20 protein-coding genes are annotated in these 22185 nt (G+C 42.9%); 8 read left to right on the top strand and 12 right to left on the bottom strand.

Features of this window, described 5'->3' with window-relative positions; genetic code table 11:
• The first annotated feature begins 1 nt into the window (after position 1).
• Genes cobO through ung form a run of 3 tightly spaced genes read left to right on the top strand, consistent with a single transcriptional unit; the run spans position 2 to position 2114 of the window.
• The gene (gene cobO / locus L1D50_RS05285; protein ID WP_128728470.1) at positions 2-598 is read left to right on the top strand and encodes a cob(I)yrinic acid a,c-diamide adenosyltransferase; all 597 of its coding nucleotides are present in this window, start codon (positions 2-4) and stop codon (positions 596-598) included.
• Positions 598-1449, top strand: a complete 852-nt coding sequence (locus L1D50_RS05280) for a cobalamin-binding protein (RefSeq protein ID WP_128728469.1) — start codon at positions 598-600, stop codon at positions 1447-1449. Before cobO ends, L1D50_RS05280 begins: the two co-directional genes overlap by 1 nt.
• Positions 1446-2114 carry a uracil-DNA glycosylase gene (ung, locus tag L1D50_RS05275; RefSeq protein WP_128728468.1) on the top strand — a complete coding sequence of 223 codons (669 nt, stop codon included), beginning with the start codon at positions 1446-1448 and terminating at the stop codon, positions 2112-2114. Before L1D50_RS05280 ends, ung begins: the two co-directional genes overlap by 4 nt.
• 40 nt (positions 2115-2154) lie before the next feature.
• On the opposite strand, the gene L1D50_RS05270 is transcribed toward ung, so the two are convergent.
• Complete coding sequence (locus L1D50_RS05270; protein WP_128728467.1) at positions 2155-2346, bottom strand: DUF3545 family protein; 192 nt, start codon at positions 2344-2346, stop codon at positions 2155-2157.
• 409 nt (positions 2347-2755) lie between these two features.
• On the bottom strand, positions 2756-3706 hold the full coding sequence (gene tal / locus L1D50_RS05265) for a transaldolase (protein ID WP_128728466.1): 951 nt from the start codon (positions 3704-3706) through the stop codon (positions 2756-2758).
• Between the two features lie 273 nt (positions 3707-3979).
• Between tal and yaaA the strand changes: the two genes are divergently transcribed.
• Both yaaA and L1D50_RS05255 read left to right on the top strand, forming a co-directional pair.
• Entirely contained in the window at positions 3980-4756 is a 777-nt protein-coding gene (gene yaaA, locus L1D50_RS05260; RefSeq protein WP_128728465.1) for a peroxide stress protein YaaA, read from the top strand.
• Positions 4753-5031 (top strand): hypothetical protein, encoded by a 279-nt coding sequence (locus L1D50_RS05255; protein WP_128728464.1) that lies wholly within the window; start codon positions 4753-4755, stop codon positions 5029-5031. The genes yaaA and L1D50_RS05255 overlap by 4 nt, the downstream gene beginning before the upstream one ends.
• 9 nt (positions 5032-5040) lie before the next feature.
• On the opposite strand, the gene L1D50_RS05250 is transcribed toward L1D50_RS05255, so the two are convergent.
• The 5 genes from L1D50_RS05250 to L1D50_RS05230 all read right to left on the bottom strand — a co-directional run bounded on the left by L1D50_RS05250 (position 5041) and on the right by L1D50_RS05230 (position 13135).
• Entirely contained in the window at positions 5041-5826 is a 786-nt protein-coding gene (locus L1D50_RS05250) for a hypothetical protein (protein WP_128728463.1), read from the bottom strand.
• 59 nt (positions 5827-5885) lie between these two features.
• On the bottom strand, positions 5886-7865 hold the full coding sequence (locus tag L1D50_RS05245) for a flavohemoglobin expression-modulating QEGLA motif protein (RefSeq protein WP_239965644.1): 1980 nt from the start codon (positions 7863-7865) through the stop codon (positions 5886-5888).
• Positions 7849-8895, bottom strand: coding sequence for a glutathione synthase (gene gshB, locus L1D50_RS05240; RefSeq protein WP_128728462.1), 1047 nt, complete (start codon positions 8893-8895; stop codon positions 7849-7851). Before gshB ends, L1D50_RS05245 begins: the two co-directional genes overlap by 17 nt.
• A 147-nt stretch (positions 8896-9042) precedes the next feature.
• Entirely contained in the window at positions 9043-10683 is a 1641-nt protein-coding gene (locus L1D50_RS05235; protein WP_128728461.1) for a methyl-accepting chemotaxis protein, read from the bottom strand.
• 220 nt (positions 10684-10903) lie between these two features.
• The gene (locus L1D50_RS05230; protein WP_128728460.1) at positions 10904-13135 is read right to left on the bottom strand and encodes a S9 family peptidase; all 2232 of its coding nucleotides are present in this window, start codon (positions 13133-13135) and stop codon (positions 10904-10906) included.
• 112 nt (positions 13136-13247) lie between these two features.
• Here L1D50_RS05230 and L1D50_RS05225 point away from each other — a divergent pair, with 112 nt between their 5' ends.
• Entirely contained in the window at positions 13248-13640 is a 393-nt protein-coding gene (locus L1D50_RS05225; protein WP_138521598.1) for an HIT domain-containing protein, read from the top strand.
• A 146-nt stretch (positions 13641-13786) separates the two neighbouring features.
• Complete coding sequence (locus L1D50_RS05220; RefSeq protein ID WP_088529936.1) at positions 13787-14239, top strand: hypothetical protein; 453 nt, start codon at positions 13787-13789, stop codon at positions 14237-14239.
• A 20-nt stretch (positions 14240-14259) separates the two neighbouring features.
• Here L1D50_RS05220 and L1D50_RS05215 read toward each other — a convergent pair whose 3' ends face one another.
• Positions 14260-14877, bottom strand: a complete 618-nt coding sequence (locus L1D50_RS05215; protein ID WP_239965643.1) for a hypothetical protein — start codon at positions 14875-14877, stop codon at positions 14260-14262.
• Positions 14878-15045: 168 nt separating this feature from the next.
• A complete protein-coding gene (locus L1D50_RS05210; RefSeq protein WP_239965642.1) occupies positions 15046-16746 on the bottom strand; it encodes a Zn-dependent hydrolase in 1701 nt (566 codons plus the stop codon).
• Positions 16747-17140: 394 nt separating this feature from the next.
• Here L1D50_RS05210 and L1D50_RS05205 point away from each other — a divergent pair, with 394 nt between their 5' ends.
• The gene (locus L1D50_RS05205; RefSeq protein ID WP_128728455.1) at positions 17141-17980 is read left to right on the top strand and encodes an HDOD domain-containing protein; all 840 of its coding nucleotides are present in this window, start codon (positions 17141-17143) and stop codon (positions 17978-17980) included.
• A gap of 50 nt (positions 17981-18030) precedes the next feature.
• On the opposite strand, the gene L1D50_RS05200 is transcribed toward L1D50_RS05205, so the two are convergent.
• The 3 genes from L1D50_RS05200 to L1D50_RS05190 all read right to left on the bottom strand — a co-directional run bounded on the left by L1D50_RS05200 (position 18031) and on the right by L1D50_RS05190 (position 22100).
• Positions 18031-18903, bottom strand: a complete 873-nt coding sequence (locus L1D50_RS05200; RefSeq protein ID WP_209319014.1) for an EamA family transporter — start codon at positions 18901-18903, stop codon at positions 18031-18033.
• A gap of 373 nt (positions 18904-19276) precedes the next feature.
• Complete coding sequence (rdgC, locus tag L1D50_RS05195; RefSeq protein ID WP_239965641.1) at positions 19277-20191, bottom strand: recombination-associated protein RdgC; 915 nt, start codon at positions 20189-20191, stop codon at positions 19277-19279.
• Between the two features lie 148 nt (positions 20192-20339).
• Complete coding sequence (locus L1D50_RS05190; RefSeq protein WP_128728452.1) at positions 20340-22100, bottom strand: HAMP domain-containing sensor histidine kinase; 1761 nt, start codon at positions 22098-22100, stop codon at positions 20340-20342.
• Positions 22101-22185 lie beyond the last annotated feature (85 nt).

The following is a 22185-nucleotide window of genomic DNA, read 5'->3' as shown; positions in this document are numbered from 1 at the left end:
CATGAGCGAACAACAAGATAAGCATCAGCAACGACAGCAAAAAGTAAAACAACAAGTCGATGAAAAAATTGCCGCAGCGCAGCAAGAGCAGGGCATTTTGCAAGTGATCACAGGTAACGGTAAAGGTAAGTCAACATCTGGTTTTGGCACCGTTGCGCGTTGTGTCGGTCATGGTATGAACGCAGCAGTTGTGCAGTTTATTAAAGGAACCTGGGATTGTGGTGAACGCAATCTGCTCGAAAAAGTCGGCGTACCATTTGCGGTCATGAAAACGGGCTTTACATGGGAAACGCAAAACCGTGAAACCGATACTGCCGCTGCACAGGCGACATGGCAGCAAGCAAAAGTATGGCTACAAGACGAAAGCATCGACTTGGTATTGCTCGATGAAATTACCTATATGTTGAGCTATGACTATCTAGATTTGGACGAAGTCATAACGGCGCTAGAAAACCGTCCTAGCATGCAGTCAGTGATTGTAACTGGACGCGGTGCACATCGACGCCTGACCGAGCTTGCAGATACCGTGAGTGAAGTGCGTAATGTGAAGCATGCGTTTGAGGCCGGCATTAAGGCGCAAAAAGGGTTTGACTACTGATGCTAAAATTCGCCTTATTTATTGTACTAGGCTTGGCCTTTAGCGTTAATGCTAAGCCCGCAGAGCGGATCATCGCGCTTGCGCCTCATATTGTCGAAAATTTGTATGTAATAGGAGCTGGGGAGCGGATTGTAGGCACGGTCGCCTATGCCGATTATCCAGAATCAGCCAAGCAACTGCCTCAAGTTGGCGACTATCAAGGCATTTCGGTTGAGAAAATTTTGGCACTTAAGCCTGATCTTATCATTGCGTGGAAAAATGCAAGTCACGTTCCTATGCTTGAAAAGCTCGAAAGCTTTGGTGTTGACGTGATTTACAGTGAAGCGAAATATCTAGATAAACTACCCGAGGAGTTGCTACGCCTAGGTAAAATTACTGGCCTTGGAGCTCAAGCACAGCAACAGGCTGATTTATTTGCTAAACGTTTAAATGAGCTAAAAGACCAGTATAAACAAAGCGCTAGCTTAGCTGTATTTTATCAATTGTGGCCATCACCGCTGATGACCGTGGGAGGCGAAAGTTGGTTACAGCAAGTCTTTACTGTGTGTAATGTGAAAAATGTTTTTGCTGACGCCACCACGGACTATCCGCAAATTAGCATTGAGAATGTTCTGTTGAAATCACCACAAGTGATTGTGATCCCTGAAGAAAAGACCAAACAAGAAGTTAAAGCAATTGCATGGCAGCAATGGCCGTCGATCCCGGCGGTAAAGTATCAACAAACTATTTCGGTAGATGCCGATCTGCTCCATCGCTATAGCTATCGTATGCTCGAGGGAATATCGGATTTATGTGGTAAACTCGACGTTTCTCGAAGCCATTATAATATGATGAAAAAAGGTGAAGCATGACAACGTGGAGTGACGTGTTAGGTCAGGAAAAACAACAAGATTACTTTAAACAAACCATGGATTACGTGGCAGAGCGTCGCGCTCAAGGTATAAATGTGTTTCCGCCCCATGAACAGGTATTTGAAGCGTTCAAAGTCACGCCTTTCGATCAGGTGAAAGTGGTAATTTTAGGGCAAGACCCCTACCACGGCCCCAATCAAGCCCATGGTCTATGTTTCTCTGTGCTGCCGGGGATTAAGCCGCCGCCGTCGTTAAATAATATGTATAAAGAGTTAGTGCAGGATATTGATGGTTTTCGCATACCCAATCACGGCTACCTAATTGATTGGGCTAAGCAGGGCGTGCTGTTGTTAAATACGGTGTTGACAGTAGAACAAGGCCAAGCCCATTCACATAAGCATTTGGGCTGGGAGCGCTTTACAGATGTAGTGATTGAAAAGCTGAATGCTCACAGCGAAGGTGTTATTTTCTTGCTTTGGGGATCACACGCCCAGAAAAAGGGTAAGAGTATAGACACAAATCGTCACCATGTTTTACACGCACCACATCCTTCGCCGCTCTCTGCACATCGCGGTTTCTTTGGAAGTGGCCATTTCAGTAAAACCAATCAGTTGCTCACACAAATGGGTAAGCAGCCAATCGATTGGCGATTGGCCGAGCTATAGCAGATAGAAACCAAAAAGAGCGCCGTGAAGGGCGCTCTTTTTAGCTTAAATCAAATTCGTCTAAATCAACATTGTCTGCGAAAATATCTAATTCCTGTAGTTCTTTGCGTAGCCGCTGTTTATCTTTTAGCGCTTCAATTTCACGCCATTTTCTCTTTTTGCCCTTAGATGAAGTTTTTTTCCTAGTATCCGGACTTTCTAATAATTCTAATAACTCGTCTAGGGTATCCATGAAAATCTCCTATTGATAAAAACAACCTAAAGTGACATTTGCTTTGGTTGTTGTTAGTACTACAACTGCAATGACACCGTTGATTTCTTCATACTATTTGGCAAACCTCTACATGAGGAACCGATAAAAGTCTGATAGCTAAAGTACGTTACAAACAACCCCATGTTGCTTGTTTTTTGTACCAAAACCAGAAGGTAGCGGTATCAATTTTCACTTCAAGTGATATTGATATACCACAGACGGGATAAAAATAAAACACAATTGTGTCTTTTGGGTTAAAAGCAAGTGACAGTTTGATGAAAGTCAAAGAAGGCGTGGAGGAGAGTTTTAATGCAGAGTGTGGAGTAGGGCTTAAAGTTATAAAAAACGCCGCATTATGCGGCGCTTTGAATTCGAATGTTTAAGGCACTTATAATGCTTTAAAGCGTGCAACTAGTGTTTCTTGCGCATCGGCAAATGAGCGGATACCCTCAGCTAGCTTTTCAGTGGCCATTGCATCTTGGTTATGTAACCAGCGGAACTCACTTTCGCTAAGCGCTGCAGGTTTTGCTTTAGGCTCAAAGTCAGCTTCAAGTAAGTAATCTTCGTTTGCAGGCATTGCAGCAAGCTCTTCTAATAAAGAAGGGCTAATCGTGAGCTTATCACAACCCGTTAGGGCTAGGATTTCACCTGTGTTTCTGAAGCTGGCGCCCATTACAACGGTTTTATAACCGTGCTGCTTATAGAATTCAAAAATACTACGAACAGATTGCACACCCGGGTCTTGTAGTGGGTCAGTTGGTTTTTCTAAGCCATTGGCAACGTGCCAATCTAGAATACGACCAACAAATGGCGAAATTAAAAATACGTTTGCATCGGCACATGCACGCGCTTGCGCTTCGCTAAATAGTAGCGTTAGGTTACACTTAATACCTTCTTTTTCCAGTGTTTCAGCGGCTTTAATACCTTCCCAAGTCGATGCAATCTTAATCAAGATTTTGTCTTTGCTAACGCCTTGCGCTTCATATAAATTTAATAGCGTTTTTGCTTTTGCGATAGTCGCTTCGGTATCAAAAGATAAACGTGCGTCTACTTCGGTTGAGATATATCCCGGCACAGAGTTCGCGATTTCTTTACCAATCACAACGGCAAAATAGTCACAAGCAAGCGCTAATTGCTTGTCAGCGTCACTTTCATTGGCTTTGGCATAATCCCAAGCTTCTGTTAGATAAGGCTGATAAGCAGGCGTCTCTGCTGCTTTAAGTAAAAGAGAAGGGTTGGTCGTTGCATCCTCTGGCTGTAGCTTACGGATGGCTTCAATGTCACCGGTGTCAGCGACGATTGATGAATGTTGTTTTAGCCTATCTAATGCTGAAGTCATGTGTTCCTCATTCCAATATTGATAACAGCGAAGTGATATTAGACGCCTTATGTTGCAACACCATTAAATGGCTGAATAGGTCATATGTCCGTATCGGGCGACATATCACACTCGCTATTTAAGGTTATTGTTATATAAGGTCGAGTTGTAAAGCGAAGCTGTACTTTCTACAGCGAATTACTTAAACCCAAGTGAAAGCGGACAAACACTTGAAGTTACTTGGGGATAGTGTTGAAATTGACATTAATTACTAGCTAAGTCAATAGGCAAACCATGATCACAGTTATCTCTCCTGCGAAAAACCTAGACTATGAAACACCCGCACCAATCAAGACGCATACTCAGCCAGAGTTGCTGGAGCATAGCGAGTCACTTATTCAAGTTTGTCGTGAGTTATCTCCACAACAGATCGGCAGCTTAATGAAGATAAGCGACAAGCTCGCAGGCTTAAATGCGGCAAGGTTTGCCGAGTGGTCAAAGCCCTTTACACAAGACAATGCTAAACAAGCTATTTTTGCTTTTAATGGCGATGTATATGTCGGTTTAGAAGCGCAAAGCCTAACTGAGGCTGATTTAAATTATGCGCAAAATCATTTACGTATCTTATCTGGGCTGTATGGCATTCTAAAACCACTTGACTTAATGCAGGCCTATCGTTTAGAAATGGGTACAAAGTTAAGTAACCCGCGTGGCAAAAACCTATACGAGTTTTGGGGCACGATAATCGCCGAAAAACTGAATAAGGTCATGGAAGGGGCACAAACACAATACTTGGTGAACTTAGCTTCAAACGAGTACTTTAAAGCGGTAGATAAGAAAGCGTTAAAAGGCGAGATTATCACACCTATCTTTAAAGATTGTAAAAATGGTCAATACAAAGTCATCAGTTTTTACGCGAAAAAAGCGCGCGGTATGATGGCAAGGTATATCATTGAGAACCAAGTATCGGATTTGGAAAGCTTGAAAGCGTTTGATATTGCAGGATACCGCTTTAGCGAAGAAGCGACGCAAAAGGCCCAAGAACCGGTGTTTTTGAGAGACGAACAATGACAACAAAATTATGGGTAGCAACCGTGTTCGCTGCTGTGTTTGTTAGCGGCTGTAGTGGACATTTTACAACTAGAGTTAGCAATGTGCCGGTCGATTGCGAAGGCGATTCACGTTCGTGCTCGCATAGTTGCCGCAAAGATTACTCTGATCCGATGCAAGTGCAAAACTGTGAGGACCGCTGCTTCCAACAGCAAAATCAATGTCGAGTAGATAGACCGACAGAAGATAAATGGGAAATTACTGACGAAAAACCGACTTATCCCATTACCTTCTAATTCACTATGCTACGCGCCTTTGGGCAAGCTCATGTAGGCGCGTACGACTCGATCTCTAAATGTTAAATCTTCTGCTTTTGCAGCCGTTCTGTATAGCTGGCAAAACCCTTCGGGCTTCCCTGTTTGTAATAAAATGTCATCTAAAGAATCGATGTCAGTTAGGGTCTGCTTCCAGCGTGATACTATGTTAGTGTCTGGCTCTGGTAGCTGGGAGAGGATTTGCTCAGATAGCTTAAATTCACTGTTGGTAGCGACTTTGATCATATCGTCATTAGCCGCTGCTAGCCAAGTAGCGCCTTTTGCGTTGACACAAATTAACGGTAAATAAGGTGCGATGGCTGGAAAGGCTGTGTTTTGAAACACATCCACTTGCCAATAAGATCGGGCAATCTTCACGAACTGCTCGAAACTGGTGATGGCTGAAAAGCCTGATTGTGCAATGGGCTTAATTTCAACTCTGGGTTTGTTTGCGTTCACGGTATCGTTAGCAGTATCTATATACCAATCTCCTACAAACATTGCATTTTGAAAGTATTCATCGCGCAGTGAACCCCATACCTTTTTGAGCTCGGCATTTTCTCTAAGCATATAATTTCTGAGTACAGATAAACATTCTGAATTTTGTTTTAGTTCAGTTGTGACGAGTTTAAACATTTCATCGCGAATTTCTAAGCAGCGACCAAGCGGGTAGGGTTTATCTGAGAAATAGGGATACTTTGGCGCGAGTGTAAGATCGGCTTTGAGCCGAAGGTTTGCAAGTTCAAAAGCGAGTAAATCAATTTCCTGTTGTTTCAAAACAAAGCCACTGTGTCGATACGAGGTAGTACTAGTATAACCACAGTGGCGAATTTGGCCTATTTAATTGAAGAAATTAAATAACTTAGGATTGCATCTGGCTCTGGATCTCGGCTCGTGTCCGGCAGATACTTAGGTCTTGTAAAGATGCCTTGTTCTACTAACGCGTCCAGCGCATCTAAGTGTGCAATGCCCGTTTTACCGAGATATAAATTATCCAAGCTGCGAGCATTGGCAAGCTGCACTATGTCTTTAAAGCCTTTTAAGTAGAGATGGTCTTTAGTAAAGCCACCACCACGGAAAATACGTGTGGTCAGCGCAAAGGCTTCATTGACGTTTAATACGCCTGAGTCAGCTAAAAACTCATACACTTGATAGAATTTATCGCCTTTAAGTAGCATATTAACCGCAATCACCCTAAGCGCTAGTACCTTTAATCGTGTCAGATTTATTTGCCCTGATTGATACTCGCGATAGATGGCAAGGCCTTCTTGGGTGTAAGTATTACCAGGTAGACCTAAGTGCAGCACTTTTAGTTGCTGAGCGTCAGCATTTAAAGTCGTGAGTAAGTGCACGCCAATTTCATGCTCTATCAAGGCATTGATATCGAGCTCAGATAGCATCGCACTGCTATTTACAAGCAGAAGACGCTTACCATTGTCGACCATTGCTTTGGCAACGAGCTTGCTTGATATAGCGACCTTGCAAGGTAAGCCCATAGTCTCAATCGCTTGATTAAAACGTACCAAGGCTTGCTCGGCTGTAATGTCTTTTTTTGGCAAGGTCTCTGTTTCGCGCGCGTGCAGTAAGAAGGTCGCATTATTTATATCGTTGTAATCCGGCTCACCATAATAGCGTAGCGAGTTATACAAAAAGGCTTCGCGACCAATTTGGGTGATCAGTTCGATTTTAGTGGCGTAGCTATCGATCACTTTACGATATAAGTCTTTTACGATCGGATCTTGAATTTTTCCAACGGGCAAGCGATAGAGTTGCTCTTTAAACTCATACGGGTCAATTTTCAGCGGACGATATTTAAACGCAGGCTGGTAATGACGTTTCGAGAAAAAGCGTCGTTTCTCTTGCGCGATATTACTTGGGTTAACGTAATGCAGCGTTTCAAGGTTTTTGGCTATGCGGTAAAGTGCAGAGTCTACATTAATCAGTGCAGGGTCAAGCTGCGACGCTGATTTTGCTTTGCGAAGTGGCTTATAGCAGTGATTTTTAGCAAATGTTTTTGCCGTTTTACTCAAAGCTACATGCATGTTGCGCTGTAGTTTTTCAAACACCACAGGGAATAATTCGCCACTGTTTTCGTCCATAAAGACTTTTTTCACTTCCAGCGGTACCACTAAGGTGTTATCAAAGTGGCAGGTAACATAGTGCGCTTGATAACCTTGGCCCTGAAAGACTGTATTTTCAGCACAATCCACCAGCTGGCCTGCCAGTTTTTTCAGCCCTAGCTGTTTTTTCAGTTCATCTAATACGGCACGAAAACGCAAGGTATCCAGTTGTGCAGTGCCAATGTTAAAGGTTGGTGCATAAGGGTAGCTACGAATTTGATAGTTATAGCTGTGCACATCAAATAGCAAGCAGGCACCAAACTTACGCTCAAGCGTGGTTAATAGTGCACTGAGCACACGGTAATAGGCTGCATGCTTTGACAAGCTAATATCTATGTCTGCATTTGGTAGCGCTTGGTTCCACACTTGTTTACCCCATGCTTCTTTGTATATCGCAAGCTCTGGCGCACGGTTAAGATCGTATTCGTAACGTGAGTCACGCGCGATAAGTGTGATGGGTAATGATTCAATCATGCCATCGGTAAAAGGGTCTTCTTCTTGTAAGCGTTCAGCATCGCTAATGGCGAACAAGCCTTTTAGGCTAGCACGGGTACGGTGGCCTGCGTGTACAGCGGTGGCGACATAAGGTACGTATTCTCTCACTTCGAGGTGAAAGGCGCCTTCAGCAAATTGTCCACTGATGGGTTTACCGGCTTCAAGCGCGGCAATGATGACTTGTTCAGATAGCATGAGCATCTTCTATTACTTGGCGGAATTGGTTTTTGCGATGCGTTACTAGCTCTTTGGCATGCACCACACTCTCTACAAAATCGATAACTTGCACTTGCAGCTTGCAGCGGTTTAAACGGTTAATACGGGTTATCCCACCAGGCGAGAGTACGTTAACTTCAATAAGCTTGCCGCCTATTACGTCAATGCCTACAAAGTACAAACCATCACGCACAAGCTTAGGACCGATATGCTTACATAATGCTTTTTCTTGGTTGGTGAGTTTGTGTTTTACCACTTTGCCGCCAGCATGCACGTTAGCACGCACTTCATTTGCTGCAGGCACTCGTTTCATGGCGCCAATCGGTTCGCCGTTAAGCATTAGGATACGAACATCACCTTCGTCGGCACCTTCAACATAGTCTTGTAAAATGACATAGTTGCTGCCTTTACCGGCCTCGTCGCCACCAATATAAAACTCAAGGAGTGAACTAAAGCTTTGCTTCGCGCGTTTTTCAACGACGATAACACCGCGACCACCAAAGCCATCAAGCGGCTTTAAGATCATTTTCTCTTGCTCTGATTCAGAGAATATACGCTCTAAATACTCTTTGTTTTTAGATACATGCGTATTTGGAATAAATTCTCTCGCAATACCTTGGAACGACGCCGTGTATAGCTTGTTATTTGCAATACGCAGGCCATCAATATCGTTGACAATGAAAGTGTCATCACGAACAGAGTCTAAAAAGTTCATCGCTAAGGTATCAAGTGGTGGGTTGGCGCGCATAAATATCGCGTCAAAACCTGCCAAAGGAAGTTGTACTTTTTTAAACTCAGCTTTGTTGTAAAAGCTCACTAAGTTGTCAGATACTTTTTGGCCCGCAACAAATACATCACAGAAGGCACTGGCGACACTTTCGCGAATAGTGAGGTTGTTTACGGTGGTGATAGCAACGACGTGACCGCGTGATACGGCTTCGTGGATAAGTCTTAGCGTGCTGTCGTTTTCAGCTTCTACACGCTCCCAAGGGTACATAATAAAACAGATTTTCACGGGCTATTTTTGCTCAGCAAATAAATTGGCAATATAGCGGTAAAATAGCGTAGATGCTCACGGATTATTTTTATCGACAAGATAAGGAATATCAATCGTCTATTGGGCAAGAAGCAGAGCACTGACTGGTGCTCTGCAAGGTGGGTATCATACTTTAAAGCGGTTAACTATGTCACTCAATTCGTGACTTGCCTGTGTGAGTTGCTCACTGGTATTGTTGAGTGAGTGTGTGGTATCCAAAGAGTGGTGGGTGGAGTCAGAAAGTTGAGCTATTCGCTCGTTGACTTCTTGTGCTGCAAGACTCTGCTCATCAGTGGCTTTGGCGATGTGGGTGCTCATATCCGAGATAGCGTCAATTAGGCGCTCAATCTCTGTCAATGCGCTATCTGCATGTTGGACCTGTTCCACTGTTTGCTCCGAGATTTGCTGGCTAATTTTAACCGCAGCTACGGCTTGCTGCGCTTCTTTTTGCAGTCGCTCGATCATGTTGTGGATTTCATCTGTGCTTTGTCCCGTACGACTTGCAAGGGTGCGTACTTCATCGGCAACAACAGCGAAGCCGCGCCCTTGTTCACCTGCTCGAGCCGCTTCTATCGCCGCGTTTAACGCAAGTAAATTAGTTTGCTCGGCAATACCTCGAATAACATCGAGCACAGATCCTATATGTTGACTCTCTTGTGCAAGACTCGTTGTTGTCACGCTCACAGATTGAATTTGCTCCGACAGCTTTTTAATGGCGGCGATGGTTTGAGAAATTGTTTGTTTGCCTTTTTCACTGTAATTACGTGCGTCTGCGGCGGAATGCTCGGCAGTATCTGCATTGCTACTGATCTCACGAACTTGCATGGTCATTTGTTCTGCAGCAGTAGCTACTTGGCGACTATTGTCATTTTGTGACTCAATAAATGCAAGATTCTCTTCACCAGCCGCTTTTACCTGATTGGCCAGTGTTTCCACTTCTTTGGCGTTATGGGCCACTGTCGCGATGGAATGACGCATCTTTTCAGTATATAAGTTAAAGTACTTGGCAAGCGCGGTTACTTCATCTTTACCACTCTCGTCGAGTTGTCGAGTCAAATCACCCTCGCCCTGTGCGATATCTTTCATCATGTCTTTGGCTTGTGTGATAGGGCCGATAATACTCTTACTAATGAGTGCGCTAAACGGGAATAACAGCACGATGAGTACAGCCATTTCAATTAACAGCAAATTTCGAATATAGGAAAACTCAGCTTCTATCGTGTCGAGGTACACACCGGAGCCAATGATCCAACCCCAAGGTGTAAATGCTTTGACATAAGATATTTTCTCGACAGGAGCATCTTTGCCTGGCTTTGGCCACAGGTAAGGAACAAATCCTGCTCCACTTTTTTCTGCCACTTGTACCATTTCAACGAATAAGCGCTTGCCGTTGGGATCTTTTGATTGGCTGAGATCTTTGCCGTTAAGCTCGCTCTTGAAAGGGTGCATCACCATTTTTGGGTGATAGTCGTTGATCCAAAAGTAATTATTTCCTTCGTATCGTAATGCGGCAACGGCATTAAGGGCTGCGGATTGAGCTTGCGCTTCAGGGAGTTCCCCAGATACATATTGTTGATGGAAGTAAGCCACTAAACTATAGGCATTTTCAACAAGGTTTTGGGTTTTATGATATTGCTGCTTTTCGAGTGCATCATATTGCTGCGATAAGCTCACTGCGCTTTGAAGGATAACGCCAATAATAACCACTATGATCAGTAACGCGAGTCGCTGGAAGATGGTGAGGTTTCGGAAAAACTGTTTGGACATAATGCAATCCTTATGTCGTTTTATTATTGAAAGTAGCAAGCGGCGCGAACGCCTCATCAATTCATACTAATTAATCTTAGTAGTCATAACTTGAGATAGAACAATAATTTCAGTTTTTCTTAGTCTTGACGAATAAACAATTAGACCAATGGATTAGAACTAAATGTTGAAAAAGGAGAAGAAGCGCTCAGCTTATAAGAGGCTGAGCGCTATTAAGTGTTTACTTAGCTTCAACCTCAAAATGACGATTAAAAAAGTCAGTAATGGTTTGATGCAAGTGGGTTTGTACTTTTTTGCCACGTAAGCTGTGCTTCGAGCCTGGATAAGTCATCATTTCAAATGGCTTAACTTCGTCCTGCAACTGTTTAAATAGTTTAGTTGCATGGGTAAATAGTACGTTGTCATCGGCCATACCGTGATAGATCATCAGCGGGCCCTTTAGTCCATCAGCATAAGGGAACACTGCACTTTGCTCATAGCCCTTGGCATTTGTATTTGGGTGACCAAGATAACGCTCAGTATAATGTGTGTCATATAGAGCCCAATCAGTTACTGGCGCACCAGAAACACCGGCTTTAAAGTAGTCGCCAGCTTTAAACATTGTCATCAGCGCCATATAACCACCATAGCTATGACCATAAATACCGATACGCTCAGGGTCGACGTACTCTAGCGTACGCAAGAACTCTACGCCTTTAATTTGGTCGGCTACTTCCACGACGCCTAAATGCTTGTAGATTGGATCTTCAAACTTCTTACCACGGTTATATGAACCTCGGTTATCTAATTGGAAAATCACATAACCTTGCTGTGCAAGATATTGGAAATACAAGTTTTTGCTACGCCAGCTGTTGGTCACGCGTTGTGCATGAGGTCCGCCATACACGTTCACAATAACAGGATATTTCTTACCGTTTTCAAGCTTTGCGGGCTTAAATAAGCGGTAATACATGGTTTGACCATCTTCCGCTTTAAGCGTGCCATATTCTGGCGTAGCTAGATTGCTCAAATAAGGCGTTAACGGATGTTCGTTATTCAGCGCATTTTCTTCAAGCCAAGTAACAAAGTCTCCATTCACTTTGCGTAGCGCAACGGCTGGTGGACGGTTTACAGAAGAGCTTTTATCGATAAAGGTACGGTTATCTTTCGCCAGTACAACACTGTGATAGCTGCCTTTTTCGGTAATACGTTTTGCTTCACCATCTTTAAAAAGTGGTACGCTGTATAGGTGGCTTTCGAGCGGCGTGTCTTTGCGGCCAGAGAAGTATACGATACCTTTTTTCTCATCAATGCCCTGAAGGCTTTCAACAATCCAATCGCCTTTAGTGATTTGGCGCACAAGTTGGCCATTGGTTCTGTACAGGTAAAGGTGTTTAAAGCCATCGCGCTCAGATGCCCAAACGAAATGCTTTTTGTCTTTTAAGAACTCAAGGTCAAAATGCAGGTTAATCCAGGTATCACTGGTTTCGGTTAGGGCGACTTGCTGTTTTTTGCTTTTAGTATCGTAAAAGCGCAGTTCCAGTTTTTGCTGTGAGCGATTTTGCCACTGATATGACAATGTTTTGTTGTCTTTCAACCAGTTTGCACGGGCGATGTAAATGTCTTTATCTTCGCCTAGATCAATCCAATCCACCTTTTGGTCATTGATCTTTACAACACCTAATTCAATCTCAACGTTAGCAGTCCCGGTGTATGGGTATCGTTGATTGAATAGCTTGACTTCTTCGGCATAGATTTCGTTACGAATGGCTTCTTGAACTGGGCTTTCATCAATGCGAGTAAAAGCAATTTGTTGCTCATCACCCGACCACCAGTAACCTGTCATGCGGCTCATCTCTTCTTGGGCAACAAACTCAGCCATGCCGTTTTTAATTACGCCACCGCCGTCTTTAGTTAATTGCGTTTCTTTGCCTGACTTGAGATTGATGGTATAGAGGTTTTGCTCACGAATAAATGAAACAAAGTTACCTTTTGGTGAGAAGCGAGCATCGGTTTCGAATGCTTCAGTTTCCGTTAGTTTCTTGCTCTTACCTGAAGCGATTTCATAGTAGTACAAGTCGCCATTGAGTGGGAAAAGTAGCGCTTTGCCATCTTTTGACCATTTGTATTCTAAAATACCACGGCCAAAAATACGTTGACGCTCACGTCGTGCTTTTTCTTCATCTGAGAGGTTCTCTGGGCCAGAAAATAGCGCTGCAGAATCTACCAACAAGCGGTTGGTATTGTCTTTTAGATTGTATTCCCAAAGGTCGTAACGGTTATAGTCTTCTTTTTTACCTTGAAGATAAGTAACACGAGAACCGTCAGGAGAAAATTGCAGTTTTACAGGCGCTTTACCTGAAAGAGACGGGTCGTCAAAAAGTCGCTCTAGCGTTAGTTGCTCTGCGCTAGCGGTGACAGAGGCAAGTGCTAATGGAAGAGCGATGGTGTAGTGTTTAATGCGAGAGTGCACGGTAGCCACCTTGTTATATTTTTAAAGTCTGATTGGATGGTAATGAAGCTACTTTGCAATAGCAACAAATTCGGATAGAGTGCCGAGTAAATCGGATTTAAAGAAGTTCACTATGTCATTTGAATTAGCCAAAGAATTACAACGAGACTGTATCCTAATTACCGAGTGGCCGTTGTGTAGTGTGTTGTTAATGAATGATGCTCAGTACCCTTGGTTTATCTTAGTACCTAGGATTGTGGGCGCGAAAGAAATTATTGATTTACCTGAGTCGCAGCAAGTTCAATTTTGGCAAGAATCGGCCAAGCTCAGTCGTTTGTTGCAAGACACCTTTACCCCAGATAAATTAAACGTGGCTGCGCTTGGTAATATGGTGCCACAACTACATGTGCACCACATCGCGCGATTTAAAACCGATATTGCATGGCCAAAACCGGTTTGGGGACTCTATCCAGCAAAACCCTATAGTGATGAGGAAGTTGAGCAGCTAAAAGCGAGTTTTGAATAGATAAGTATTGTATTAGGGACGAGGGTCGATTAAAGTTTCATTGAGTTTGTTTCTGTAAAAGGGATTTGAAAGGTGTTCCATAATAGCTTTACCTCTCTTTTCCAGCTCAAGCCAAATAAGAATAACTTCTAAAACAAAGGAATATTATGAAAGTTACTAATCTATTTAAATCAATTGTGCTTGCTTCTTTGGTTGGCGCTTCAGCTATGTCTTATGCTCTCGCGGAAGGTGAGTTGAGCTCGCAGCAAGGCGTCGTGATAAGCGCAGAAAATATGGAGGTGGGTGAGCAGGGTGTTAATCGAGGGCGCTGTGAGACTTATAAGTACACCAGATATAAGAGCGCTAAAGTGGGCCAAGAAGTTACCCTAACTCGCTTTTCTAGCGCCAGTATTAGCTGCAACTCTTACTTCTTCACCATAGAGAAAAACTATGACGGCCATGATATGGAGCTAATTTTATATCGTGATAGCAAAATAATTGACCGAGGCACGCATATTGGTAGATATCTACCTCGTGGTAACTATCGCTTAGCGTTAATGAATAATGGCGGTGGTACAGGCACTCGTGGTGGTGTACGTTACGAATACCGAGAGAATTAATTCAATATTACGCAGGCTACTTAAGCCTGCGTATCAATTAGTTGAGTTTCTTGGCTTTTTAAAAAGCTGATTGCTTTTTCTTGATATTCTTTAATAAAAGATTCGGAAGTGATGAGCGCTACAGTTTCTTGTTGCTCTTGAGCATACCCTAATACACCATGAAAAGAGCGGTAGTTCTCTTCTTCCATATTTCTGGCTTCATCTACTGACTGCCCATAAAATTGTGAAATGTTGATTTTTTCGTCAGGCTTTATTCCTTGCTTCTCATAATTTACACCTTCCAAAGAGCCCTTAACAGACATCACATCATGCCAAAATGTATCACGTAAACTTCCCGTATTACCACTAGTACGTTCTATATCAAACTCTAAGGTTCGAATCGCATCAACAACATCGTAAAATTCATTGAGGGACATATTGTCAAAATCAAAACCTTCTGGGTTTAATAGTGCATTGTAAGGTGAACTATTGGGAATATCACCAGTGTAGGCTGCAATAGCATTTGACTTGTCTGATGGTTGTTGTACTTCATCCCCCTTAGGGGTAGCAGCTTCTGACGCTGCTTTCACTTGTGTAGCAGCAGGCTTTGCGGGTGCCATAGTCAGTGATGCAGAATGGATGCGAAAGTTCATTGTCATAAAAACTCCTTTTTGTTTTAACACAATGTTTGTTTTCTATCGGCCTTGTTCCTAGTTTACTTTAGGTGATGTCGCGATTTTTATTTAACTTGCAGTGTAATGGGGTAAGTCATGCCATAGGCGTTTAGCTTGCGCTTCAGTCACTATGGCATGGTGCGCTTGTTAGTACTAGAGTCCTAGCACCTGCTTACCTTGCTTAAAGGTAACATCAACAGGAATGTTCGCTTTAGAAAGCTTATCTAGGTCTTTTTGTAGTTCTGCTTTGATATCGCCGTGCGTGGCGATCAGTTGATCGACTTTTTGATAGTCGCCGTCACCTTGTAGCGTTAGGATAAGGTTAGACAGTTTCTCCATCGCTGCGCCCATCTTCTCCATATTCACTTGATATAGACCGTCCGTGTTTTTAGAAAATGCGCCTTCTTCTTTAAAGAAGTTAAAGCGGATCATGTTCGCTTTACCATGTGCACTGGATGCGCCAAAACGTACTGAGCGGAAGATACCAGCCATAAAGGTGATGTAATAATCCTCAAGCGTACCTTCGGTGATCTCGCCTTTTTTAAGTAGTTGCTCAACCATGTATAGGCCTAGAATATCGGCTTTACCTTCTTCAAGTGCACTGGCGTGTTCTTGCAGTGATTGGCGCACAGTACCTTTACCTGTAATGGTATTCTTAATACCTAGTCCATGGGCGACTTCATGGAACATGGTATTAGCAAAGAAAGCATCAAAGGTGATGTGCTTACGTTGCTCCGGGACGATAAGTTGATCAGCGATCGGTACTAAGATCTTATCGAATTTTGCGCGCATAGCGTTTTTAAGCTGTAGGCGACGCGTGCCTTTTTGGAGTTGCACCTCTTCGTCATTTGGCAGGTTAATCGCAATGGTTTTACTACCAGCGTTTGAGTGGCCTGCATAATAAATGACGTCATATGCGTTTAGGTCGGCATCAGAGCCTGGCACTTCTTGCTTGTATTTATCATCAACTGGCAAGCCAGTTTGTAGCTCAGGTAAAAAAGCGGCAAACTTAGCGAGACGCTCACTCCACGCCAAGTCCTTAACTAGAACGTAAGATTCAAAAGCGGCGCGAGAGCCAAATAGCTGGTCTTCATAGGTTTCAATTGGGCCAATCACCACATCAATCGGGTTATTCTTCATGTCCATCCAAGCAAAGTCAGACGCTTGGTAGCTATTATTGACTAATGCATCTGCGCGCAAGTTTAAGTAATTTGCAAACTCTTTGTCTTGTGCCAGTTTACTTGCTTGGCGTAATAGCGCTGCGGCTTTATCCAACTCTGCTTTATATGCGGATGAGTAAGAAGTGCTGTATAGCTTGCCGTTTTCATCGCGGCGGATAAGAGAATAAAGTCCTGATTTATCTTTTACATCGGCGTTATTTAGCTCATCTTTGGTGATGTCGCTTGGGTAAAACTCCGCGCCCAGTGCTTTTTCTTCAAAGCCAGAAAGAAAAACTTGGTCGCCATTTAAACGATCCCAAGGCCCATAGTTAATGTCCGCGAATTGGCGTACTTTTTCGTCTGAGATTTTGCTTAGGAATGTTGCTTTGTCTTCGCCGAACGCTTGTTGCCAAAATAAATCATCCATAATAGCCGAAGCGTCGATGAGTAAAGCTAGCATCTTTTTCTGATTATCGCTTAGGTGACTTAAGTCTGTTTCTAGCGTTACTGGGGTATAAATATCTAGCCGCTCTTGAGATGCATTAACCAGCTTATAGCCTGATTGCTTGGCATCTTTTTGTACTTGTTTAGTTTGTGAGCTAGGTTTTTCAGAAGAAGTGGATGGCTCAGAGCAGCCTGTTAGGGTGAGACCTGTTGCAAGCGCGATTGCAACTGAAATCATAGAGTGTTTCATAATGCTCCCTTGTTGTCTTAATTATGTGGCGATCACCTTACACGATTTTGTATCACTATGCTTAGTTAACTTAGACTGGTATGTGGTACGTAAGCCGCAGTTAACGTGAAAGGTTACCATTTGCACCCCATTTGGGGTCATTTTCAGTATTTTTGCGATAAAGCGTGCCGCAAAGTACGGTATGCTTTGAATTCTAACTTGCTAATTATTGAGGGTATATAAATAAAATATTATTTTCCTAGATTTTCTTAACTTTATCCGAAAGTTAGACAATACTTACGACATAGATACTAAAAATCAGCAGTGTGACCACCAGCAAGCGCAGTGCCTACTTTTGCTATAAACTTACGTTTGCAGTCGGGTCTTTTATTCAGTTATTAAGGGATTTGGTTTCATGTCTACAGAAAATGCTTTGCTCACGATTCTAACTGATAGGATCAATAACGACACCTTGGTATTGCCGACATTACCTGAAATTGCAGTGCGTGTTAGGCAAGCGGCAGATGATCCTGAAATTAACCTGATGCAGATGGCTGACGTTATTTCTCATGACCCAGCTCTTGCTGCGCGTATGATAAAAGTTGCCAACAGCGCTTTTATGGGCCGTTCGGTGAAGGTGAATACCCTAAACCAAGCGGTAACCCGAATTGGCCTTAGGCAAATCAAGAATATTGCTACTGCAATGGCAATGGAGCAGTTATTTGTTTCTAATAACAAACTCATCAAGACATACATGGACAAAGCTTGGCAGAAGACGTTAAAAGTCGCTTGCCAAGCGATAACGACAATGGACTTTTATCTCCGTGTCAATAAGCACACTTCGCTCAACAGAGATACAATCACGTTGGCCTCTTTGGTGTTCAATATCGGTGTTTTACCTATTTTGACAGAGGCTGAACGCCACCCTGAAGTGTTTGCCAACCCAAGCTTTTTGGCCCATGCCATCCAGAAATTAGGCGGTAAGATAGGTGGAGCAATAATGCGTGAGTGGGAATTCACCGACGAGTTTGTTGAGGTCGCAGAAAGCTGGGCAAATCCTAATTATCGGCCTGAACATGTTTGTTATGTCGACTTTATTCGTGTGGGTGCAATCGTAGAAGGTATTTTACAGGTGTCTGATAAGTCCGCAGCATTAAAACAGTATGAAGAAAAGGGGGTTATTAAGGAGGTGAACATGTTTGCCGATGATACTTATTTAAGTGTACTCGAAGACGTCAAAACAATGTTTGCCTAGTGCCTTTTGCTTCCTTTGAATACAAAGACCTCTGTTGAGGTCTTTGGCGTTTAGGGCAAAACCTCGGCTCGGGGCTTTCTAAATATTTTGCTTATCCGAGCACCTGTAACTGAAATCGTTAAGCCACATAAAATAAAACCAGCCCCAATAGCTTCCATTAGCATCAACTGCTCATTAAGTAATAAGGCTGAACCTATAATGCCGACAATAGGGATTAATAAAGCAAAAGGCGTTACTGCTGCGGCCTTGTGATTTTTAAGTAGCCAACCCCATATTGCGAATGCAATCAGTGTCGAGATATAACCCACATAGGCAATGGATAACCAAGACTGTGTTGTGGTGTTCAGTAGTAAGGTCAATGGAGAGTCAGTTTCAATAAAATAAGACAGTGTAAAAAGTGGCAATGGCGGCACAAGGCTTACCCAAACAATAAAATGGAGTAAATTAACGCTTTTCAGGCGCTTCATGATGAGGTTTGAAAACGACCAAAATAATGCCGCGAACAGAATGAGCACCGCGCCCAATATCGTCGTTGACCCAGACGAGTTGATAAAAAACAAACTAAAGCCAAACGTTGCGATGCTGATCCCCACCATTTGAAAGCGATTCATGGTTTCCTTTAACAACAATACACTTAGCAAAATCGTGAAAATGACTTGGGCTTGTAGCAGCAAAGAAGCAATGCCAGCTGACGCATTTGATTCCATCGCAATAAACAGCAAGCTAAACTTAAGCACACCTAAAAATAGCCCAACACTGAGTACGTTCCATACCGACGTTTTAGGAAAAGGAATAAAGAATACTGCAGGGATCGCGACTACCAAAAAACGCAAGCCTGAAAATAAAATAGGAGGCAACTCTGCTAGGCCAAATTTAATGACCGAAAAGTTAAGCCCCCAAATTATCACTACTATTAAAGCCAATGAAATGCTTTTTACATTCACGCGCGTAAAACTCCGTTTAATTGTACTTATTACTGCTTCGGGTATCGGACTACTGATGTAAATTGTCTTCGATGCCTGAAATTCAGGTTAGCAAAGCGTTACTGCCAAAGCCGGATTCCTATCATGCCATTGAAGAGTAAATAAAGCGCTACAAATGCGTTGGTTAGTGCAAATAAAGTGGCGAGCCAGTAACTATACGCTCGCACTTGAGTGCGTGCAGTCCGTTCGCTATTGGCACAAAGTAACCTTGTGAAGATAGAGTATTGAGCTGGATAAAGAAAAATTGATAGCTATATCCGCTATCAATTTTTCGTATCAAAAGCTCAACAAGCTCTGGATGATGACTCTAAGATTAAGACTCTAGGCTTTCGTCGTCACCAAGGCCTTTGGTTAGATCTTCTAACAACTCTTTGATTTCTTCCGAGACCAAAATAAAGTCAGCATCAAGTTTAACGGCTAGATCTTCTTTCGGAATATCCGCATTCTGGTCCTTAAGTGCTTCTGCATAGCTTAAACGCTTTAACGTACCATCGTTTTGTAAAACGAATTTCACGCGCTCACGCCAATCTAACGCGAGTTTAGTCACACGCTTACCGTTTTCTAGGTGCGTTTTGATTTCGTCTGATGAAAGGTCATGTTGTTTTAACTTGACTTGAGCACCGTTGTCGTCTGGCTCTTGCAACTCAGCGTCGGTGCCTATTGCAAAGCCTTCAGGTGTACTAAACTCGGTGAGCCAGTGTGTTAGCTGTAAGTCTAAATCATAGTTTGCAAACGCAGGTACAACAGGAAGCGTGCCCAAAGACTTACGCAGTAGTGCAAGTAGTTCTTCCGCTTTATTGAAGCTAGCACTATTTACAATAACCCAACCTGATTTTTGGTCGATAAAAGCAAATTGTAGGCTCGATTTTTTGAACGCTTGAGGTAATAAAGTCGCTAGGATATTTTCTTTAATATCGTCTTTTTCTTTTTTCTTTACTGGACGATTTTCTTGCTGCTCTATTTGCTCAATTTTTTCGGCGACCATTTCATTGACTACGGCTGCAGGAAGCACCTTTTCTTCGCGCTTAGCACAAACTAAGATACTGTCTTGTGAGAAATGTGAAAGCATTTGGCCATGTTTGCCAAAAGCTTTAGTCCAGCCAAAAGTGGTCATGTCTTGACTACCACAAGGACGAAAAATATCCTGTTCGAGTGCTTTTTCGAAATCTTCTTGTGCGTAAGTTACATCTTGTTTGAATTTGTAGCAGATTAAGTTACTGAACCACATAGAAATATGCCCGTCTGGAATAAAATTGCGGTCATCATAGCAAAAAGGTCACAGCTTGTATTCCACTAGATGATGTTTGGTGGTGGGGAAGGTATCTTGCGCCAATACGCCACTTTGCAGCTTGGCGTATTGGACGCTTGTCGTGTGGTTAGCTAAACATCGCCATTGGCTTTTGTAAGTCTTTTGGGAAGCTGATGTAGTAGGTGAGCCCTTTGCCTTCTTCACTATTTACTTCGATATCCCCATTCAAGGTTTGTTTTACGAGGTTTAGGGTAATATGGGTACCAAGCCCACTGCCACCTTGATCGCGTTTGGTCGTAAAGAAGGGGTCAAACAACCGGTCTAGTTGGGCTTTACTTACGCCCTTGCCGTTGTCTTTGTAGACGATATTTACCATACCGTTGTCTTCTTTAATTTTAATATCAATTTGGCCTTGCTCTTGATTCTCAAAACCATGGATCAAAGAGTTCATGATCAGGTTCGTGAATATTTGACTAATTGCTCCCGCTGGTAAGTTTAGTGTCATGTTTTCAGGGCATTCAATATTCACTTGATGATGAGTTTTCTTCAATTTTGGGTGTAATGAGCGGATCACTTCACCGAGGTATTGTTTAAAGTTAATGGTACGAATCGCTTCACTGGCCTGATCGACTGCAATTTGTTTAAAACTCGCCACGAGTTCTGAGGCGCGGTCTAAATTGGTGGTAAGTAGGCTAGCACTTTGCTTTGCTTCACTAATGAATTCTTCTAACGCTTTTGGTGATAAGGTTTTTCCGTTGTACGCCGCTTCAAGCTGATCTAAGCGCTCCTGCAAGAACGACGTCGCAGTCACGCCAATACCAACAGGAGTATTAATATCGTGCGTAATACCGGCAACAAGGCCGCCGAGTGCCGCCATTTTTTCAGAGCCCACTAAGCGCTCTTGTGCCATATTCAGCTCATCTACGTATTTCTCAAGCTCTTTTTGTTTTGTTAGTAGCTCTTCTTCTGTTTGTTTTCTTAAATCAATTTCTTCTGTGAGCGTTAACTTCTGCTTTTCTAATTCATACTTTTGTTGCTGGAGATCCATCATCGCTTGGCTAAGGTTTGAGGTCTTCCGTGCGACCTCTTGCTCCAACTGAATATTATGTTGATCAAGCTTTTCATTGCTGATCAGCAGCTCCTTTTGAGTTTGATCGAGTTTTTTCCGATATTCAGAGACCTTGTCAATCAGCTTATTAAACGCCTCTTCCATGATCTTAAGCTCGTTGCGCTCTTTGGTTCCGATATCAATCTTATGACCATCAACGTTGTCGACTTCAAAATCTTCTATTTGCTCGGTGAGATCGGTTAGCGGTTCAGTAAGTAGCTTTCTAAAGGCAATTAAAAATAGAATGATCAAGAACGTTGTCTTTATCATTGCATTGCCTATCAAAAAGTAAATTGAGATCATGATGCGACTAAAGACGACCTCTCGACTAGAGAATAGTGTCACGTCACCGACTTGCGTTGCGCGTCCCGAGAATTCAAAAATCAACGGAAAGGTGTAACCAAACAAACCGGATGGCGTATCTTCAATTATTGCTTCTTCTTGAACAAGCTGCTGACTGTAAAGTTCGTGAATATCTAACGAGCGACCGAGTTGTGAAATAATTTCCCCACTGTCATCACGTACAATAATCCCTTCGATCATAGGGATCGCGAGCAAGCCTTCTGCTGTAGTAACAGTTTGCTTTGTATTAAGTTCCCAAATAGCGCGGGTCAAGCTTCGGCTAAAGGTTTTTTGCAGCATGGTAAGTTCATTACGAATATAGTCTTTGGTATTGACGTATTCAGCAATGATTTGACCACATGTGACGACAAAGGTTAGAAGGAAGTAAACCGACAGCACATTGGTGAGCAATTTTTTTGAGAGGCTTTTTTGCAGCATGAATTAAGCTGAGCTCCTACGGTAAGTTCATCGCCTTTGAATAATCTGCTTTTAAAGTTAGCCAATAAATGGTTAAAAATAAATA

Origin of the sequence: Pseudoalteromonas sp. Isolate6 (assembly GCF_022398435.1) — a bacterium.
GTDB lineage: Bacteria > Pseudomonadota > Gammaproteobacteria > Enterobacterales > Alteromonadaceae > Pseudoalteromonas > Pseudoalteromonas galatheae.
The sequence above is the reverse complement of the archived record's forward strand: the minus strand, read 5'-3'. Positions and strand labels throughout refer to the sequence as shown.

Coding starts and splice junctions, on each gene's coding strand:
- cobO (WP_128728470.1), top strand. CDS start 2: ATGAGCGAACAACAAGATAAGCATCAGCAACGACAGCAAAAAGTAAAA.
- L1D50_RS05280 (WP_128728469.1), top strand. CDS start 598: ATGCTAAAATTCGCCTTATTTATTGTACTAGGCTTGGCCTTTAGCGTT.
- ung (WP_128728468.1), top strand. CDS start 1,446: ATGACAACGTGGAGTGACGTGTTAGGTCAGGAAAAACAACAAGATTAC.
- L1D50_RS05270 (WP_128728467.1), bottom strand. CDS start 2,346: ATGGATACCCTAGACGAGTTATTAGAATTATTAGAAAGTCCGGATACT.
- tal (WP_128728466.1), bottom strand. CDS start 3,706: ATGACTTCAGCATTAGATAGGCTAAAACAACATTCATCAATCGTCGCT.
- yaaA (WP_128728465.1), top strand. CDS start 3,980: ATGATCACAGTTATCTCTCCTGCGAAAAACCTAGACTATGAAACACCC.
- L1D50_RS05255 (WP_128728464.1), top strand. CDS start 4,753: ATGACAACAAAATTATGGGTAGCAACCGTGTTCGCTGCTGTGTTTGTT.
- L1D50_RS05245 (WP_239965644.1), bottom strand. CDS start 7,865: ATGCTCATGCTATCTGAACAAGTCATCATTGCCGCGCTTGAAGCCGGT.
- L1D50_RS05235 (WP_128728461.1), bottom strand. CDS start 10,683: ATGTCCAAACAGTTTTTCCGAAACCTCACCATCTTCCAGCGACTCGCG.
- L1D50_RS05225 (WP_138521598.1), top strand. CDS start 13,248: ATGTCATTTGAATTAGCCAAAGAATTACAACGAGACTGTATCCTAATT.
- L1D50_RS05220 (WP_088529936.1), top strand. CDS start 13,787: ATGAAAGTTACTAATCTATTTAAATCAATTGTGCTTGCTTCTTTGGTT.
- L1D50_RS05215 (WP_239965643.1), bottom strand. CDS start 14,877: ATGACAATGAACTTTCGCATCCATTCTGCATCACTGACTATGGCACCC.
- L1D50_RS05210 (WP_239965642.1), bottom strand. CDS start 16,746: ATGAAACACTCTATGATTTCAGTTGCAATCGCGCTTGCAACAGGTCTC.
- L1D50_RS05205 (WP_128728455.1), top strand. CDS start 17,141: ATGTCTACAGAAAATGCTTTGCTCACGATTCTAACTGATAGGATCAAT.
- rdgC (WP_239965641.1), bottom strand. CDS start 20,191: ATGTGGTTCAGTAACTTAATCTGCTACAAATTCAAACAAGATGTAACT.
- L1D50_RS05190 (WP_128728452.1), bottom strand. CDS start 22,100: ATGCTGCAAAAAAGCCTCTCAAAAAAATTGCTCACCAATGTGCTGTCG.